Raw genomic sequence first — 18,367 nt, 5'->3', positions numbered from 1 at the left:
GTCAGAGGCTTGCTCGGAGGAAGAGCAGGCCTCTTTGGCGTTGTCGCAGCACCGAAGAGGTCACGGGTTTCGCGCCGGCGGCGCATGCCCTCGCCTTCCACAGGGCCTTCTCCGCCCCCGGGGCAGGCCACCGGTAGTCCAGTGGGAGGAAATTGGGAGATCATCTTTCTCCCACCGTGAACGTGGCCACGAGAAGACCGCGCTGCCGGTCACTCTGCGTGGTCGAAGGCGAAGTTGTTTGCTCGCCGCATACTCGTTCACTGCCGCGAGCCAGGTCGGCGTGTCGCCTGCCTTGGGCGCCGTCGGCAGGTCACCTGGATCGACTGGAGGGTCACCGCTGCCACGTCGAACTGTCCGATGGCCCTGGGATGGCCCGCTGGTGGGGGACGCCTTCACGGGTTCTGGCATCGTTCTCACCCGCGTTGCCGCTGCTCTTCACAGGTAGCGAAGCCAGAGGTACGGCACCGACAGCGCCACCGTGACGGTGGTGACGATCAGGCCGTACTTGGTGAATTGCCAGAAGCTGATCGGTGTGCCGTTGCGGGCGGCGATGCCGAGGACGACGACGTTGGCGCTGGCGCCGATCGCGGTGGCGTTGCCGCCGAGGTCGGCGCCGAGGGCGAGTGCCCACCACAGGACGGTGCCGTCCCCGGCGGGTTGCTGTTGGACGAGGTCGGAGACGATCGGGCTCATGGTGGCGACGTAGGGGATGTTGTCCACGATGGCCGACAGAACGGCCGAGGCCCACAGCAGGAGCATGGTCGCGAGCCCGAGCCGGCCGTCGGTGGCGTCGGTGGCGGCGCGGGAGATGTCGCCGATGACGCCGGTCTCGACCAGGCCGCCGACCATGACGAACAGGCCGGCGAAGAAGACGAGCGTCAGCCACTCGACTTCTTCCAGCGCCTGTTCGGTGGTGACCTTGGTGGCGGCGACCAGCAGTCCGGCGCCCAGCAGGGCCACCACGGACGGCTCGTAATGGAGTACCGGGTGCAGGACGAAGGCGATGATCACCAGTCCGAGCACGGCAAGGCTCTGCCAGAGCAGCCGCCGGTCGGTGATGGCCTCCTTCTCCTGCAGGGCCATGACGGCGGCGGCGCGGTCTTCGTCGTAGACGAACGCGCTGCGGAACAGCCAGCGGCACAGCAGGCAGAAGACCACCATCAGCACCACGATCAGCGGGGCCAGGTTGACCAGGAAGTCGTTGAACGACAGGTCACCGCGGCTGGCGATGATGATGTTGGGCGGGTCGCCGACCAGCGTGGCGGCACCGCCGATGTTGGAGGCCATCACCTCGGCGATCAGGTACGGGACGACCTTGAGCCCGAGTCGTTCGCAGACCAGGAACGTGACCGGGGCGATCAGCAGCACGGTGGTGACGTTGTCCAGCAGCGCCGAGGCCAGCGCGGTGATGACGGCGAGCATCACCATCAGCCGGTAGGGCTTGCCGCGGGCGCGCTTGGCGGCCCAGATCGCCACGAACTCGAACACACCGGTCTGCCGCAGCACCGAGACGATCACCATCATGCCCAGCAGCAGGAAGATGACGTTCCAGTCGATGCCCGACTCGGTGGAGAAGAACGCCTTCTGCGCATCGGTGATGTGGAAGAGCAGCATCAGCCCCGCGCCGCCGAGTGCGACGGCGGTGCGGTGGATCTTCTCCGACGCGATCAGGATGTAGGCGACGACGAAAACGACGATGGCGGCGATTGCCAAGAAGGCTCCTGGTCATTGCGGGCGGTCACGGGAATGATCTTCAGATCGCGCTGGTGGGGAGGCTTCGTCCTCCGCCTTGCTGGCGGCTCCGGGACGCCGGATGCGGGTGCGGGTGCGCTCGAACCAGGCCGGTACTTCGCGCTCCTCGTCGAAGCCGCGTGCGACGACGATGTCGGTGGAGGAGTGCGCGAGGATCGACAGGGTGATGGTGACGCCGACGAGGTGGAAGATCTTCTCGCCGGCGGGGATGCCCGACTCCAGGACGAGCAGGCCGTAGACGACCGAGGCGAAGCCCTTGGGCCCGAACCACATCACCGCGGCCTGTTCGCGGGCGGTGAGTCCGGAGCGCAGGAACGACACCCAGATCGCCACCGGGCGCGCGACGACCAGGGCGAGGACGGCGAAGGCCCAGCCGGTCCAGCCGACGTCGCCGAGGAAGGCGGGGGACAGCAGCGCGCCGAACACCAGCAGGGCGGCGAGTTTGAGCAGTTCGGCGACCAGTTCGCCGAACTGCTCGAACGTCTCGCGGTGGCGGTGCCCGACGGTCGCGACGGTGACGCCGGCGGCGAACGCGGCCAGGAACAGGTTGCCGTGCGTGGCCTGCGCGGTGGCCAGCACGAGCAGCCCGATGGCGACGGCGTTCAGCGGCTCGTACTTGGGCGCGATCGCGAACCACCGGGTCCGCACCAGCATGATCGCGGCCCACGGGATCGCGACGCCGATGGCCACCCCGCCGGCGAGTTCGGCGCCGAGTTCGCCCATGTGCAGGTTCTCCTCGCCCTGGGCGATCGCCAGGAACAGCACCACGAACGGCAGGACGAGCCCGTCGTTGACGCCCGACTCCACGTTCAGCAGATGGCGCAGCCGCGGCGGCACCTTGTCGTTGCCGACCAGCGCGGCGGCGAACACCGGGTCGGTCGGGGTGAGGATCGCCGCGATCAGCAGCGACTCCACCCAGCCGAGCCCGACGACGTAGTGCGCGAAGAGCGCGGTGACCAGCAGCGTGAGAGGCAGTCCCCAGCCGAGGGCGCGGCCGGGCAGCCGCCAGGCGCTGCGCAGGTCCTGCCAGCCCGCGTGCATGCCGTCGGTGAACAGCACGGCGAACAGCGCCAGCTCCGCCAGCTCGGACACCAGTGTGTCGCCCGGCTTCAGAGTGATCAGTCCGGTGACGCCGTCGCCCAGCAGGAACCCGCCGACCAGGAACAGCGCCGCCGTCGACAGCACGGTGCGGTGGGCGAGGTTGGACACCAGCACCGCCAGCAGCAGCATGGCGGCGAAGGCGAGCAGGAGGTTGGTCATACCGGGGCTCTTTCGGGAAGGGCGGACGCAGTGCCGACCAGACTTCCCGGCTCACCAGCCAATGACCCTAACGGATCCGAGCGCGCTTATCTGCACGGCGCCCACCGGGAGCGCCCTCGCCCCGCGCCGTCGGTTACGTTGGGGCGATGCGCGCACGAGACCTCGCCGTCGACTACCCGACCGTCTCGCCGGACAGCAGTGCGCTGGACGCGGCCCGGCTGGTGGCCGAGCACCGGCTCGCGGGCCTTATCGTCGTCGACTCCGACCGCCGTCCCATCGCGGTGATCCCGGGGTCGCAACTCCTGCGGTACATCATTCCGGCGCACGTCCGTGACGACCCCGCCTTGGCCCGTGTCTACGACGAACGCCACGCCGACCTGCTGTGCGCGGAGCTCGCCGGGAAGACCGTCGCCGACCTGCTGGCAGAGGAGCGGACGGCGTTGCCCGCCGTCGACGCCCAGGCCACCGCCATGGAGATCGCCAGCGTGATGGCGGCCGACCGCAGCCCCGTCGTCGCGGTCAGCGGCGAACCCGACCGGACCGATGCCCCGATGATCGGTGTCATCACTGTCGCGCACCTCCTCGACCGGCTCCTGCCCGGGCCCATCACGGACTAGAAGGCGCCGCCGTACGATCTCGGCCGTCGGTCAGCCGAGGTTGGCCTGCGGGGCCGCATGCCACGGCATCCGGGCCCTGACCACCGAGCGGGAGCAGCTCATGGAGCGAGCCACGACGTTGATCGACCTTCCGGCCGGGCCGGTGGAGTACCGGCTGGAGGAGCGCGGCCCGCGCGTGGTGCTGATGCTGCACGGCGGGCATATGCGTGCGGGGCTGCCACTGGGCGAGGAGGTGTTCGCCGATGCCGGTTGCACCGTGTTGGCAGTCTCCCGCCCGGGCTACGGCCGTACACCGCTGGCCACCGGCGCCATACCCGATCAGTTCGCCGCTGTGATCGGCGATCTGTGCCGCAGGCTCGGCATCGACTCGCTGAGCGCCGTCGTCGGCCAGTCGGCCGGCGGCCCTACCGCGGTGACGGTGGCGGCCTTCCTCCCCGACCTGGTCGAACGCGTCATCCTGGAAAGCGCGGTCGGGCTGCTGCCCTGGCCCGATCGACGCACCCGAGTGGGCGCGAGCATCGTGTTCCACCCCGGGGCCGAACCGGTCACCTGGGCGCTGCTCCATACTCTGATGCACCGCGCTCCCGGGCTGGGCCTGAAGATGCTGCTGCACGACCTGACGCGACGCCCGATCAACGAACTGCTGGCCGCTCTCACCACCGCTCAGCGCGCCGCGTTGCTGGAGTTGTTCGGTCGGATGCGCTCAGGCGCCGGATTCGTCAACGACATCCGCACCATGACCGCACCGCGCCATCTCGACACCCTGGCCGCGTATGCCGCGCGGCTGCGCCAACCCACTCTCGTGATCGCCGCCCGGGACGACGGGGCGGTCCCCTACGCTCACGCCGAGACCCTGGCGCGCACCATCCCCGGCGCCCGCCTGATCACCAGTGCCGCCCCCAGCCACATGATCTGGCTCGGCGACGACTACCCCGCCATCACCGCCGCCATCACCGCCTTCCTGGCAGGCTGACTCGTCCCCTCCATCCGCGCGTCAGGCATCGCGCGAGCCGAGTCTCCACCGCCTTGCGTCCCCAATCGATCATGCGGACCGGGTAGACGGACTTTGCGGGCTCCTCAGAGTCGTTCGGTGAATCGTTCGGCCTTGGCGATGGGGCCGGCGACGATGATGACGTCGCCGTACTGCAGGATGGTGTCGGCGGTGGCGTAGGTGAACTGCTCGCCGACCGACTTCACGCAGACCACGGTCACGCCGTGTTTGGAGCGCAGGCGGGTCTCTCCCAGCGGGACACCGACGATGTCGCGGGGCGGGTGAGTCTTGACCAGGGCGAAGTCCTCGTCCACTTCGATGTAGTCGAGCATGCGGCCGCTGACCAGATGAGCGACCCGCTCGCCCATGTCGTTCTCGGGCAGGACGATGTGGTGGGCGCCGATCCGTTCCAGGATGCGCTTGTGCTGATGGGTGACGGCCTTGGCCCAGATGTCGTCGACCTCCAGTTCGGTCAGCAGGGAGGTCGTCAGGATGCTGGCCTCCAGATCACCGCCGATGGCGACCACCGCGCGATGGAATTCCGCGACGCCCAGTTCACGCAGCGCCTCCAGATCCGTGGCGTCGGCCGTGACGACATGCGTGAGCTGCCCCGACAGGGCTTGGACGATCTTGGGGCGGTGGTCGATGGCCAGCACCTCCGAACCGCGTCTGGCCAGTTCCAAAGCCAGCGCGGTGCCGAAGCGTCCCAACCCGATCACCACGACGGGGTCGTTCCTGTGGTCAGCCAACGATGGGTCGCTCCTCCGGTAGTTCGTAGCGTTGCGCGCGCTCGCGCAGCGCGAGCGCGGTGGCGAATGTCAGCGGCCCGATCCGGCCGAGGAACATCAGCCCGATCAGCAGGAGCTGCCCGCCGCCTGGAAGCTCGGCGGTGATCCCGGTGGACAGGCCGACGGTGCCGAACGCCGAGGTCACCTCGAACAGCACCCGGTCCAGCGAATGGGGGGTCAGCGTCAGCAACGTGAACGTCACCGCGGTGATCATTCCGATGCTCAGCAGCACGATCGCCGTCGCCTGCCGCTGGGTCCCTGCGGGCAGCCGCCGGTGACCGACGTTGACCTGGGTTTCTCCGCGCATCTCGGCCCACAGAACGAACCCCAGCAGCCCGAAAGTGGTGACCTTGATCCCGCCCGCGGTGCCCGCGCTGCCGCCGCCGATGAACATCAGGACGTCGGTGGCCATCCAGCTCTCCGGCCGCATCTGGGCGATGTCGATGGTGTTGAAGCCGGCGGTGCGCGGCATGACCGCCGCCGTGAACCCCGCCAGCAACCGCGCCGGCGTCGGCAGCCCGCCGAGCGTCCCGGGGTTGTTCCACTCGGCCGATGTCAGTACGAGCGTGCCGCCGGTCAGCAGCAGCGCGGTCATGCCCAGCGTGACCCGGGTCAAGACCGTCCATGTGCCAGGGCGCCGCCAGTTGCGGGCCAGATCGAACACCACCGGGAAGCCGAGCCCGCCGATGAGGATCGCCGCGCAGATCGTCAGATTGATCCACGGGTCCGCCGCGAACCGGACGAGGCTGTCAGGCCATAGCGCGAACCCGGCGTTGTTGAACGCCGACACCGCATGGAACATCCCCAAATAGAGGGCACGGCCGATGGGTTCGCCGTAGCCCTGGACCAGCCGGACGGTCAACACTGCCGCGACCAGCGCCTCCGACACCAGGCTGAACACCACCACCTGCCGGACGACGCGCCGCACATCGGTCATCCGCATGGTCTTGGTCTCGGCCTGGGCCACCATCCGGGCCCGCAGCCCCAAGCGGCGCGACAGCAGGATCGCGAACAGGGTGGCGAGCGTCATCAGGCCAAGACCGCCCACCTGGATGAGCCCCAGGATGACGACCTCACCGAACGTCGACCAGTACGAGCCGGTATCGACGGTGACCAGGCCGGTCACGCAGACCGCCGACGTCGCGGTGAAGAACGCGTCCCGCCAGTGCGCCGCATCGCCGCTCTCGGTCGCCTGCGGCAAGGCCAGTAGCAGCGTCCCGGCCGCGATCACGACCGCGAACCCGCTGACCACCACCTGCGCCGGGTGCTGGAACCGTTCCAGCAGCGCCGACCCGCGCGGCCTCCGGGCCAGCGCCAGACGATTCCCTCCGAACAGGACGGCCCCCCATCAGCCTCACTTGCGCATCGCCCACATACCACCACATCCCACGCTGAACCCAGCAGCCGACCGCTCCTCCGCCGCCACGCACGCCTGGTCCCGTGGACAGCGGCGTGTGACCGGGCGTGGGACGCGCCACGGGCGCTTCAGACGATGTAGTCGCGGCGGCGGAACGCGGCGAGGCCGATGACGACGAGTGCGGCGGTGAGGGTGAGCAGCCACACCAGAGGCGAGGCGGAAGCGTCTCCGCCCGGTAGCTTCGGGATGTGGGTGAAGGGCGACAGGTCGAGCACGCGCTGGCTCATTCCCACCAGGGCGCCGAACTGCCCCAGGAAGAGGAGGATCATCAGGGCTCCCCAGCCGACGGCGGCGGTGAGGCGGGGGAGCAGGCCGAACGCCGCCTCGGTGATCGCGGCCAGCGGAGCGATCAGCCAGGACATCTACACCCGGACTGCTACGCGACCACCGCGGACCCGCGCCCGACCCGCGAGGCGGCGATGAAGCGGCAGTTCGCGGAGCTGGTGACGGGCATCGCGCTGTGGGAGCCGGTGGTGAACGCCGTGCTGTCCGCGGTCGGCTACGAGCCCGGCAACAAAGCGGGAGCTTCGGGCGTGCTCAGAACAGGCCGCGCGCAATCAACATATAGAGGCTCCAGACCGACAGGATGGAGATAAAAGCGATTTCTCGCCAGGCCAGTCCGGGCTGGGCCTGGATGGCGTACGACAGCAGCTTCACGGGGGGCGTCGGCATCTGCGGCGTCTTGTCCTCGGGCAGGACGTGGATGAAGCGGTGGAAGAAGACCTGGATACAGATCATGCCGACGATGAAGCCGCTGATGAAGCTGAGGTACTCCACGCCGGTGAGGAATGCCAGCAGGACGATGACGATCCCGAGCCCGAGCGTCACCGTGTCATAGACGGTGATGAATCGATGCTTCTTGTCGTAGTAAGTCGCCATCCGCTTGATCCGGGAGCTATATGGCACGGTGAACCAGGCGACGAACTTGGCCAGGGCCTGGAGGGTGAGCAGCGTGAGAAGCACAACCAGGATGATCTTCATCGACTCTCCGTTTTGAGTTGTTCGGCGCCGAACCGGGGGAATCCCCGGTCGACAGGCGTGCTGGGCCGTAGGCCGACGGTCGGTCCATTAAACCGCCGGCCTGGGAGTTAAGCGGGCGTTCAGCGGCTCGGAGCAAGGTGGTCGGGCAATGGGCGGGACGGTCGCCGGCCGGATCCCGGCTCCCAGTCTCAACCACGGAGGTGAGACCAATGGAGGACGCTTCGAAGATCTACGATGTCGCCGTGCTCGGAGCCGGCATCGCCGGCTCCACGCTCGCCACGGTCCTGGCCCGCAACGGCGCCCGGACCCTGATCGTCGATGGCGGAAGCCATCCCAAGTTCGCCGTCGGCGAGTCGACCGTCGCGCACACGCTGGTCTTCTTCCGCGCGATCGCGGCCCGCTACGACGTCCCGGAGATCAACCACATCGCCTCCGTCGAGGCCGTCACCAAGCACATCGCCCCGACCTCGGGCATCAAGCGGGGCTTCGGCTTCATGTTCCACCAGGAGGGGCGACCGCAAGACCCCTCCGAGGTCAGCATGTTCAGCGCCTCGCCCGGACTGCACAACTGGGTGCACATGTACCGGCAGGACGTGGACGCCTACCTGTTCCGGACGGCGATCAAATACGGTGCGACGGGCAGGCAGAACTTCCCCGTATCCCACATCGACTTCGACGACTCCGGCGTGACGATCACTGGGCCGCGGGACGAGCAATACCGGGCGCGCTATGTGGTGGACGCCACCGGCGCCCCGTCCCCGCTGGCCAGGCAGCTCGGCATGCGCGAGGACCCGTGCCGGTTCAAGCACCATTCGCGGTCGATGTGGACACACGTGCTCAACGTCCCGCGTACCGACGACCTGTTCCCCCGCAAAGGCGCCGACGCCCCGCCCAAACCCTGGTATTCGTGCACGATGCATCACCTCTTCGAGCGCGGATGGTTCTGGCTGATTCCCTTCAACAACTACGAGCCGTCGCTGAACCCGCAATGCAGCGTGGGCCTGACAATGGACCCGCGCCGGTATCCGCTCGATCCGTCGGTGTCACCGGAAGAGGACTTCTACAGGGTGGCCTCGCGCTATCCCGACATAGCGCGCCAGTTCGACGGAGTGAGGCCCGTCCGCGAGTGGACGCGGGTGCCGCGCCTGCAGTACTCGTCCAGGCAGACCGTGGGGGATCGGTGGTGCCTGCTGGCCCACGCCGCGGGTTTCATCGACCCGCTCTTTTCACGCGGTATCTCCACGACCGCCGAATGCATTCTCGCACTCGGGTGGCGGCTGCTGGACGCCATCAAGGACGACGACTTCTCCGCCGACCGCTTCGAGTACATGGAGCGGCTCCAGCAGGGCCTGTTCAACCGCAACGACGACCTGGTCAACTCGGCGTTCATCTCCTTCGCCGACCACGACCTCTGGACCTCGCTGTACCAGCTGTGGGTCTGGGGCCAGACCATGGGCGCGTTCCGGCTCGCGGAGGGACTGGACAAGTACCAGTCGACCGGCGACCCGCGGGCCCTGACCGACCTGGAGGAGTGCCCGTACCTGGGGCACTACTGGCCCGACCACGAGGGGTACGGCAAGCTCTTCGACGTACTGGTGGACCGCTGCGAGCAGTTCGAGGCGGGCAACCTCCCGGTCCGGGACGCCGCGGACGAGATGTTCGAGCTGATCTCCGCCGCGGACTTCATGCCGAAGGGGTTCGGCGTCGCCGAGCGCAGGCAGCGGTACCTGGACCGGACGCTCGCCGCCGGCGTGCGCGCCTTCCGGTGGGCGCGCAGCGACGCCGACCCGGAGGTCGCCCGGATGATGAAGCAGATGTGGGTCCAGGCGAACAAGAAGCGCATGCGCCGCCAGCGGTTGTTCTGACTGATCCGATCCTGGAAGGCTCAATGGACGACTGGTCCGTTCCCTATCGCACCACGATCCGGATGCCCGAACCCGGCGTGGCGAGGGAGCAGTTTCGCGGCGTGATGAGGATGTTCCCGAGCGCCGTGTCGGTGGTCACCGCGCTAGACGCCCGCGCCGTACCGCGCGGGCTGACGTGCAGCGCGGTGACGAGCCTGTCGATGGATCCGCCAACGATGCTGGTCTGCGTCAACCAGGCCAACGGAAGCCTGTCCGCGATCCGTGGGAGCGGCGGATTCGTCGTCAATCTCCTGCGGGCGGGCAGCGAGGCCGTCTCGGACGTGTTCGCGTCCGCCTCCGCCGACAAGTTCGGTGCGCTCGCCTGGCGGCCCAGTCCCGGTTCGGGCCTTCCCTGGCTGGCCGAGGATGCCCTGGCGTTCGTCGACTGCCGGCTCATCGCCGACGTCGCGGCCGGCTCGCATGCGATCCTGGTCGGGCTGGTCACTCACGGCGACCTCACCTCGGCCACGGAGGACGGCCCGATGGTTTATTGGGGACAGCAATACGGCTGCTGGCATGCGAACCACCTCGGCCCCGATGTCGCCACCTGAAGACAACTCGCTCCCCATGGGTTCACAGTTCTCTGCAGCGGATGAGGATTGTCCGACATGTTCCGTTCTTGATAGAGCGGAGCCGCCGCTGAGCGAACCGTGCGCGGTCCGGGGCGTGCGGGCTTCCGCGACACCGGAGTCGCCTCGGTGCGGCCAGAGGACGGGGAGGCAACAGAAACCTTGCGTGGCCGACCTGCTGGATCATAATGAGAGTCGGGGGACGGAGACGTCTCCGAGAACGAACCCCGCGAGAGGACCTCGCGGCTGGAACGTCGCGGCGGGGTGCGGTGTCTCCGGGGCGGGTGGGGGCGGTGACGCGAACCCGGTCGCCGGGTGCCGGCAATCCCGGGGGAGGACGGCGATGACGCTGGTGTCCGAATCGATCACCGTGGTGGTCGTCGACGACCACGACCTGTTCCGCGAGGGGCTGAAGGAGATCCTCCACGCCAGCGGTGACATCGAGGTCGTGGGTGAGGCGGGGGACAGCGCGTCGGCCGTCGCGGTGGTCGGCCAGCGGCGTCCCCAGGTGGTCCTGCTCGACATCGAGATCCCGGGGGAGGAGGTCACCCAAACCGTCCGGCGGATGCACGAGGCGTCCCCAGAGAGCCAGGTGATCATCCTGAGCATGTACGAGGGCCCGCACTTCCTGCGCAGCCTGCTGCGCGCGGGCATCCGGGGATACCTGCTCAAGAGCGTCAGCCGGGAGGAGCTGATCTCCATGGTGCGCGGTGCGCGGACCGGGGACGACCGCGTCCTGCTCTCGGTGTCACGGGCCAGCCTGGCGCAGCTGGAGGGCGACACCGCCCCAGGGGTGCTCTCGCAGCGCGAGTGGGAGGTGCTCAAGCTCGCGGCCGAGGCGCACAGCAACACCCAGATCGCCAGGCGTCTCGGCCTCACCGAGGGAACGGTGAAGCGGCACCTGAGCAATATCTACGGCAAGCTCGGGGCCGTTTCGCGGTTGGACGCGGTGAACAAGGCGTCGGCCGCGGCCCTCATCAGCGTCCCCAAACCGGGGCCCGGCTGATCGGTGTACGCGCCGATCCCTCAGGGCTCGTGCCGCAAGGGCACGAGCAGTTCGACACGGGTGCCCTGCCCGGGGGCGCTGTCGGTCTTCAGGAGGCCGCCGAGCATTTCGATCCGTTCCCGCATTGACGCGAGACCATTCGCGGTCCGGGAGGAACTTGACGGGTCGAAGCCGGTGCCGTCGTCCTCGACCGCCGCCTGGACCTGGTCCGATGTGATGGACACGGTGATCGAAATATGGGACGGTGCGGCGTGCCGAAAGGAATTGCGGGCGGCTTCGCGTATGACGAGAAAGAGTTGCTCGCAGGCATGGCCGTTGATCCGGCTCTCGTCGCCGTTGAATTCCAGCGAGGTCGCGACCTCGTGTTCCTCGACCGAATCCAGATAATCCGCGAGGGCACGTTCCAATCCCTGCGCCGTTTCGGTGAGGCGGAGCCCGGAAAGAAGGAACTGCAGCCGCTCCAGGATGCTGCGGACGTCCCTGCGTGCGCGCTCCACGACAACGGCGGACCTGGCCGGATTGCTCTCCCGATAGATGTCGAAGAGGTCGAGCTGTCGGTAGACGCCCGAAATTCCATTGCCGATGTGATCGTGCAGTTCCCGGGCGATGCGCGTCCGCTCGGCCAGATTCTCCGCGTGCACGGCGTCCATGAGCGCCTCGACGTAGGTGACAGCCTCCAGCCGCAGGTCGTCGACGACCGCGCGCACGAGCCGGCGCGCCGTCAGCGACATGATCCGGGCGGTCTCCGCGGGGTCGGTGTCCGCGTCCACGGTCGCCCTAGTCACAGCGCCGATGACGCAGTCGAACAGCTCGATGGCCTCGTTGTCCTCCGGCGTCCGCAAAGGGGGCCGGGACGCCGGTTCCGCGTCCTCCTCGGGCGTCCCGGCGTGGACGGCCGCCGCCACTTGCGAGAGCAGCCCGCCAGCCCGCCCATGCCACCGTCTTGAGTCGGCGGACCTGGCGGTCCGGTCATTTCTCGTTACGCCGGCATGCTCGAGCGAAGGGCGGCCGCCCTTCTTGTGCTGCCGTTCCAGATAGAAGACGATAGGCTCGGTTTGGCGTTCTTTGCCGTCGGGAGTCATCGGCCCTTCTAACGGTTCGCTTCGAGAATAACTCGACAGGTCACGGCAAGTCTAACTGAGATCGCACCATTATCCAGTGGTGCGATGCGGGTTCCGGTATGTCATCCTGAGTGAGGCGCTGATCACGTTGGGTCATTCTCGGGATACCCTCCGTTTGTGGCGGTGCCGGCCCGGCTCTTTGCCCGGCCGGCCGAAGGAGAGGGCCCATGCGTTCTGAGCCTCTGCGGGGCGGGACGAGAGGGCAAGGGCGGCGAACCAAAGATGTAGTGCATTTCAACTTTCGCATCGCCCCCCTTGAAAGTCGATCTTGATAGCTCCTAGCATCGCCGGGTGCCGCCGGCACGGCGCGGGCGTGCTCCCGCGCAATGAACGATGTTCGATACAGCGATCTACCTCGAAAGCTCTCAGGTGCAAAGGGTAGTCATGACATTGGTCGAACTGGATGATGAAATCGTTCACCTGCTGGAAATGCTTCGTTCCGCGCGGCGCGGGCGCGGCGGCGTCGTGCTGGTCACCGGCCCCGTCGCGACCGGCAAGACCGCGGTGCTGACCGCCCTCGGTGAGCGGGCCGGTGCCGCGGGAGCCCTCCTGCTGAGGGCCGCCTGTGCGCCCGTGGAGCGCGGCACCCCTTATGGCGTCGCCGACCAGCTCCTCGACCTTCCCGGGTCGGCGCGGACAGCGGCGGGACCGGACGGACGGCCCGGCGAGGGCGGGAGAGCCCCGGGCGGCTCGTGCGCCGCACTGCTCCGGCTGGCCGAGCACCGCCCCGTTGTCGTCTGCGTGGACGATGCCCAGCACGCGGACGCCGAGTCGCTGGAACTGCTCGCCCGGCTCGCCCGGCGTGCGTCGTCGGCGCACCTCCTGATCGCCCTTGCCGTCGGCGAGGAACATATCGCCCAACCGTGGTGCGCCGAGCTGACCAGGCTGCCGCACTCCCGCACCACGCGCGTCCGTCCGCTGACGCCGGAGGGGGTGGCCGGGCTCGTGCGCCACCGGCTCGGCGGCGACGCCGGCATCGTGGGCCTCACCACCGAGATCCACCGGCTCAGCGGCGGTAACCCCTGGCTCGTGAACGCCCTCCTGGACGATCATCGGGCCGCGGAACGGCTGGCGGCCGGGGCACCTGAGGGCGCCCCGCCCGCCGGGGCCGTGATCGGCGACTCCTATCTGCAGGCCGTACTGGCCTGCCTGCGACGCGGCGAACCCCACACGGCCGACGTCGCGCGCTGTCTGGCCTTGCTGGGGGAGTCTCCGTCGTCAGAGGTGGGGCAGGCGGTCCTCGGACTGCCCGCCGACGTCATCGACCGGCGGCTGGCCGGGCTGCACCGCGCCGGGGTGCTGGAGGCGGGCGGCTTCCGGCACCCAGGCGTCCGCGAGTGCGTGCTCTCCGAGATCGATCCGCCGGAGCGCGCCCGCCTGCACCTCCGGGCCGCGCGGGCCCTGCACAACGCGGGGCGCGACGTCACCGAGGTCGCGCTGCACCTGGCCGCGGGCGGGGCAGGGGGCGGCGGCCCCTGGGCGGGGAATGTGCTGCGGCTGGCAGCGGACCGCGCACTCGGTGAGGGCCGGACCGGGCGCGCCGTCCGTTTCCTGCGGGCGGCCCACCGGCTGAGCGGTGACGATGCGGAGAAGGCGGTCGCCAAGGCCCTGCTCGCCCGGGCGGAATGGCATGAGGACCCCGCGCAGGCTCTCGTCCACCTAGGTGAAGTGGAGCCGGCGGCCCGGCGCGGCCTGCCGGTCGCGCCCGCCCTGGCCGCGGCGCGCTGCCTCCTGTGGCATGGCGACATCGGAGGGGTCTACGATCTGCTCACCGCGCTCGAACGGGACACAGCCGGCCCCGGTCCGGGGCCCGGTTCAGGCCTGCTGAGGATGTGGCTGCCCTCCTTGTGGCCGGCCCTGTTCCAGGCGGCCGAGCCGACGGACCTGGCCGGGCCGAGCCGGACCAGCCCGGAGGTCATCGCGGCCGACGCGCTGCGCGCGGTCCTCACCCGCGGCCCCGGCGACGAGGCCGCGGCCGCCGCGGAGCAGGTGCTCCAGCGTTTCCGGCAGCACGACGCCTCGGCCGGAAGCGCGGCCGCGGCCCTGATCGCCCTCGTCTTCGCCGACCGGCTGCCCGCGGCCGCGCGCTGGTGCACCCGTCTGCTCGGCGCCGGCGCCGTCGCCGCGCCCAGGACCTGGAGCAGCGTCTTCACCGTGATCCGCGCGGAGATCGCCTTGCGCAGCGGGGACCTGCGGGCGGCGGCCGACCAGGGCGGCGCCGCGCTGGCCGGCCTCGGCGAGGCGGGCTGGGGCGTGGCGATCGGGGCGCCTCTGGCCACGGTCCTGCACGCGCGGACCGCGATGGGCGACCTGGACGCGGCAGGAGAGCTACTCGGTGCCCGGATACCCGGGACCATGTTCCAGACCCCGGTCGGGCTGCACTACCTGGAGGCGCGGGGGCGGTACTACCTGGCCGCCGACCGCGTGGAGGCCGCGCTCGCGGACTTCCGCGCCTGCGGCGACCTCATGCGCGGATGGGGGATGGACAGCCCCGCCGTCGTGCCCTGGCGGGCGGCCTGCGCGGCCGCGCTGCTGAAGCTCCGGCGCCCCGAAGAGGCCATGGAGATGGTCGAGGAGCAACTCGGCCTGGTCGACCCGGGCGCTGCCCCGCGGGTGCACGGGTCGTCCCTTCGCTTGCTGGCAGCGACCGCCGACGCGGGGCGCGGCCTGTCGCTGTTGCAGGAGTCGGTGAATGTGCTGGAAGCGTGCGGGGATCGCCTGGAACTCGCCCGCGCGGTCGCCGACCTCGGCCACGCCCACCGGCGGCTCGGGGATGTCGGAACCGCCAAGGCGATGACCCGCCGGGCCGTGCACCTGGCGACCGAGTGCGGGGCGGGTCCGCTGCGCAGGGCCCTGCAGCCACGCCGCAGGCCGGTGCGCCGGTCGGGCGGCGAGGGCGGCGGGAGCGAGTCCGGTCTCAGCGCGGCCGAGCGCCGCGTGGCCGTCCTGGCGGCTCAGGGCTTCACCAACAACGAGATCTCCAAGCGCCTGTACATCACGGTCAGCACGGTCGAGCAGCACCTCACCCGGGTCTACCGCAAGCTGAACGTGCGGCGCCGCGTCGAGCTGTCGGCCAGCCTCCGGGCCGCCGCGAAGAGCGGCTGACAGGACGAGGAATCAGCGTCCGGCTCCGCCGTGCGGATGGAATCCGCGCCCGCTCTTGCGTCCCAGCAGGCCGGCTGAGACGAGCGTGCGCAGGTCCCGGGCCGGGGCGTCGGCCGGACGGCCGGACGCGCCGTGCAGGCTCCGCTGGATGGCGAGGGAGACGTCGAGGCCGATGGTGTCGAGCAGCCTGAGCGGGCCCATCGGGTACCCCCAGCCCCGGGACATCACCAGGTCGACGGCGTCGGCGCTCGCGTACCCGTCGGCGAGCAGCTGGGCGGCCTGGTTGAGATAGGGGAACAGCAGTGCGTTGACGATGAAGCCCGTCCGGTCCGTGCAGCCGACGACCTGCTTGCCGAGCGCGGCGCAGAACGCGCGAGCTCGGTGCGCGGCCTCGTCGGAGGTGCGGACCGTCCGGACGACCTCGACGAGCCGCATGCGGGGGGCGGGGTTGAAGAAGTGCAGGCCGACGACCTGTTCCGGGCGTCCGGTGGCCATGGCGCAGCCGATCACGGGCAGGCTGGAGGTGGTCGTGCCGAGGAGCGCCCCAGGGCGGCATACGCGGTCCAGTGAGGCGAAGACCTCCCTCTTGATCGCCGCGTCCTCGGTGACGGCCTCGATGACGACGTCGCACGCGGTGAGCGCCGAAGCGTCCGCCGCCCCGCTGAGCCGCGCGACCGCCGCCTCGACCTCGCCGGGCTTCGCGAGGCCCCGCGAGGCGGCGCGGTGCATCGACTGCTCCACCGCGGCGACCGCCTCCTTGGCCCGGACCTCGGTCCGGCCGACCAGGACCGTGGAATGCCCGGCACGTGCGCACACCTCCGCGATCCCGGTCGCCATGGTCCCGGTGCCGAGTATTCCCACGGCGGAGGTCGCGGGCGGGACGACTGGATCCGGGTGCGCGACGGGGCCGCGGTCCGGGGCGGCGCCGACGAGGAAGCCCCGGCCGGACTTCTCGCCGAGCATCTCCGCGGCGACCATCTGGCGGAGCAGCGGGGCCGGCGCGTAGCGGCTCTCGCCCGTCCTGTCGTGAAGTTCCGTGAGCGCGTCGAGCGCCGTGTCCAGGCCGATGCGGTCCAGTTCGGCGAGCGGTCCGCGCGGCAGCCCGCAGCCGAGCATCATCGCGGTCTCGATGTCGCGCGGAGAGGCGTACCGGCGCTCCCGCATCCGGACGGCCGCGTTGAGGTAGGCCAACACCAGGCCGCCTCCGATGTGGCCGGGCCGGTCGCCGACCATGACCCGGTCCATGCCGAGCGCCTCCGCCATCGCCTCCGCCCACGCGCGCACCGCCGCATCGGTGAAGGGCGTGTGGACGATCTCCAGCAGGGCGGGAAGCGCAGCGGTCCCGGCGGGCCGGATGCCGATCAGGCGGTCCACGCGTCCCGAGACGGAGGCGAGCCGGGTGACCGATGCCCCGGTCGCCGTGGTGGCCAGGACGGCCTCGGCGGCGCAGGCCGCCCCGAGCCGGACGAGCGCCCGGTCCTTCAGGCCGTCCCGCTCCGGGAGGGCCTCGACCACCAGCTCGCACGCGGTCGCGCGGCCGGGATCGGTGGTGAACTCGACCCTGCGGGCCGCCTCGGCCTCGCCGCCGAGCCGCGTCAGGACGCGGCGGCGCCCACGCGCCGCGGCGGCCTCGTCGCGCGCGACCGCGACGACGTCGAGCCCTCCGGCGGCGAACGCCGCGATCAGTGCGGAGCCCGCCGTACCGGGGCCGATCACGGCGGCGGAGGTGAGGGGCTGGGTCATCGCGGACTTCCTTTCAGGGACGGGGCGCGTTCCAGCGCAGCAGAGCGGTGCCGAGGGACATGCCGCCTCCGAAACCGGCGAGCATCACCAGGTCGCCGTGGCCGAGCTCGCCCGCCCGGTTCGCGAGGTCCAACGCCACCGGAATCGACGCCGCCCCGGTGTTGCCGTGCGCGGCGACCGGCCGGTGCATCCGTGCGCGACGCAGCCCGAGGGACGGGAACACCTCGCCGAGCAGGACGTCGTTGGCCTGGTGGGGGATGAGATGGTCGATCTCCTCGGGCGCGATCTCCAGATCGGCGACCAGGGCGCGAATCGCGGCAGGCAGTTCGTCGGCGATGAATCTGCGGACGGCACGCCCGTCCATCCGAAATCGGTGGCGGTCGCCGGCCACCGTTTCGGAGCTGGCAGGAGTCCGGCTGCCGCCCGCCTCGACGCCGATCATGGCGTGGTGCTCGCCGTGGCTGTCCAGGCGCCAGCCGAGCAGGCCCCGGCCCGGTGGGACCTGTCCGATGACCGCGGCGCCCGCGCCGTCGCCGAACAGGACGGCCGTGCGCCGGTCGGCCGGATCGATGATGCGCGAGTAGACGTCCACGCCGATGACCAGGGCGCGGCCCGCACGCGGGTCGGCCGCCAGCAGGGCGGCCGCGGCGACGAGCGCGTAGACGAAGCCGCTGCACACCGAGTTGAGGTCGAACGCGGCCGCGGCGCGCGCCCCGAGCCGGTCCTGCACCAGGCACGCCGTGGCCGGCTGCGGATGGTCGGGAGTGGAGGTCGCGACCACGATCAGGCCGATCCCGCCGGGGCCGGTCCGGGCGTCGGCGAGCGCCGCCGCGCCCGCCCGGACCGCCAGGTCGGAGGACGCCTCGTGTGCGGCGGCGTAGTGGCGGCCGGTGATGCCGGTCTTGCGGAGGATCCATTCCTCGCTCGCGCCGCACAGGGCGCCGACGTCGCTGTTCGACACGGCCTCGCCCGGCAGGTACGAACCGGTCCCGATTATTCCGATGTCCCGCGGACCCGCGGGCGGGTTTATCGCCACCCCACCACGCTAAGCCGGAAAATGCGGCAACCGGGAAATGCTGACCTGAATAGGGGACTAGAAAGGCGGATTAGGGG

At 70.2% G+C, this 18,367-nt stretch carries 15 protein-coding genes; 6 read left to right on the top strand and 9 right to left on the bottom strand.

Features of this window, described 5'->3' with window-relative positions; all coding sequences use genetic code 11:
* Positions 1-435 precede the first annotated feature (435 nt).
* Entirely contained in the window at positions 436-1,713 is a 1,278-nt protein-coding gene (locus ABWI07_RS36480; RefSeq protein WP_149256756.1) for an ArsB/NhaD family transporter, read from the bottom strand.
* Positions 1,714-1,725: 12 nt separating this feature from the next.
* On the bottom strand, positions 1,726-3,012 hold the full coding sequence (locus ABWI07_RS36475; RefSeq protein WP_353821343.1) for a cation:proton antiporter: 1,287 nt from the start codon (positions 3,010-3,012) through the stop codon (positions 1,726-1,728).
* A 146-nt stretch (positions 3,013-3,158) separates the two neighbouring features.
* On the opposite strand from ABWI07_RS36475, the gene ABWI07_RS36470 reads away from it, so the two are divergent.
* Together ABWI07_RS36470 and ABWI07_RS36465 are read left to right on the top strand one after the other, a co-directional pair.
* The gene (locus ABWI07_RS36470) at positions 3,159-3,629 is read left to right on the top strand and encodes a CBS domain-containing protein (protein WP_149256758.1); all 471 of its coding nucleotides are present in this window, start codon (positions 3,159-3,161) and stop codon (positions 3,627-3,629) included.
* Between the two features lie 100 nt (positions 3,630-3,729).
* Positions 3,730-4,602 carry an alpha/beta fold hydrolase gene (locus ABWI07_RS36465; protein ID WP_149256759.1) on the top strand — a complete coding sequence of 291 codons (873 nt, stop codon included), beginning with the start codon at positions 3,730-3,732 and terminating at the stop codon, positions 4,600-4,602.
* 104 nt (positions 4,603-4,706) lie between these two features.
* Here ABWI07_RS36465 and ABWI07_RS36460 read toward each other — a convergent pair whose 3' ends face one another.
* The 4 genes from ABWI07_RS36460 to ABWI07_RS36445 form a co-directional block, all read right to left on the bottom strand.
* Entirely contained in the window at positions 4,707-5,369 is a 663-nt protein-coding gene (locus ABWI07_RS36460; RefSeq protein WP_200841593.1) for a potassium channel family protein, read from the bottom strand.
* Entirely contained in the window at positions 5,362-6,720 is a 1,359-nt protein-coding gene (locus ABWI07_RS36455; RefSeq protein WP_149256760.1) for a TrkH family potassium uptake protein, read from the bottom strand. The genes ABWI07_RS36460 and ABWI07_RS36455 overlap by 8 nt, the downstream gene beginning before the upstream one ends.
* Positions 6,721-6,893: 173 nt before the next feature.
* Positions 6,894-7,187: an efflux permease Rv1217c-related protein gene (locus ABWI07_RS36450; protein WP_353821342.1), complete on the bottom strand. Its 294-nt coding sequence runs from the start codon at positions 7,185-7,187 to the stop codon at positions 6,894-6,896.
* A gap of 175 nt (positions 7,188-7,362) precedes the next feature.
* Entirely contained in the window at positions 7,363-7,806 is a 444-nt protein-coding gene (locus tag ABWI07_RS36445) for a hypothetical protein (protein WP_149256762.1), read from the bottom strand.
* Between the two features lie 209 nt (positions 7,807-8,015).
* Between ABWI07_RS36445 and ABWI07_RS36440 the strand changes: the two genes are divergently transcribed.
* The 3 genes from ABWI07_RS36440 (at position 8,016) to ABWI07_RS36430 (ending at position 11,285) form a co-directional block, all read left to right on the top strand.
* Entirely contained in the window at positions 8,016-9,671 is a 1,656-nt protein-coding gene (locus tag ABWI07_RS36440; protein WP_149256763.1) for an NAD(P)/FAD-dependent oxidoreductase, read from the top strand.
* 23 nt (positions 9,672-9,694) lie between these two features.
* Positions 9,695-10,261, top strand: a complete 567-nt coding sequence (locus ABWI07_RS36435; protein WP_353821341.1) for a flavin reductase family protein — start codon at positions 9,695-9,697, stop codon at positions 10,259-10,261.
* 361 nt (positions 10,262-10,622) lie between these two features.
* Entirely contained in the window at positions 10,623-11,285 is a 663-nt protein-coding gene (locus tag ABWI07_RS36430; RefSeq protein WP_149256765.1) for a response regulator, read from the top strand.
* Between the two features lie 20 nt (positions 11,286-11,305).
* Here the strand turns inward: ABWI07_RS36430 and ABWI07_RS36425 are convergent, their stop codons facing one another.
* Positions 11,306-12,367 carry a sensor histidine kinase gene (locus tag ABWI07_RS36425; RefSeq protein WP_353821340.1) on the bottom strand — a complete coding sequence of 354 codons (1,062 nt, stop codon included), beginning with the start codon at positions 12,365-12,367 and terminating at the stop codon, positions 11,306-11,308.
* A gap of 372 nt (positions 12,368-12,739) precedes the next feature.
* Here ABWI07_RS36425 and ABWI07_RS36420 point away from each other — a divergent pair, with 372 nt between their 5' ends.
* On the top strand, positions 12,740-15,511 hold the full coding sequence (locus ABWI07_RS36420; RefSeq protein WP_353821339.1) for a helix-turn-helix transcriptional regulator: 2,772 nt from the start codon (positions 12,740-12,742) through the stop codon (positions 15,509-15,511).
* A 12-nt stretch (positions 15,512-15,523) separates the two neighbouring features.
* Here ABWI07_RS36420 and ABWI07_RS36415 read toward each other — a convergent pair whose 3' ends face one another.
* Together ABWI07_RS36415 and ABWI07_RS36410 are read right to left on the bottom strand one after the other, a co-directional pair.
* Positions 15,524-17,254, bottom strand: coding sequence for a 3-hydroxyacyl-CoA dehydrogenase family protein (locus ABWI07_RS36415; RefSeq protein ID WP_149256768.1), 1,731 nt, complete (start codon positions 17,252-17,254; stop codon positions 15,524-15,526).
* A 13-nt stretch (positions 17,255-17,267) separates the two neighbouring features.
* Positions 17,268-18,290 (bottom strand): 3-oxoacyl-ACP synthase III family protein, encoded by a 1,023-nt coding sequence (locus ABWI07_RS36410; protein ID WP_235036473.1) that lies wholly within the window; start codon positions 18,288-18,290, stop codon positions 17,268-17,270.
* Between the last annotated feature and the right edge of the window lie 77 nt (positions 18,291-18,367).

The sequence above is a fragment of the Actinomadura sp. NPDC000600 genome (assembly GCF_040492135.1).
In the GTDB taxonomy this organism is placed as follows: Bacteria; Actinomycetota; Actinomycetes; order Streptosporangiales; family Streptosporangiaceae; genus Spirillospora.
Note: the sequence above shows the minus strand (reverse complement) of the source record. Positions and strands in the feature narration are given on the sequence as shown.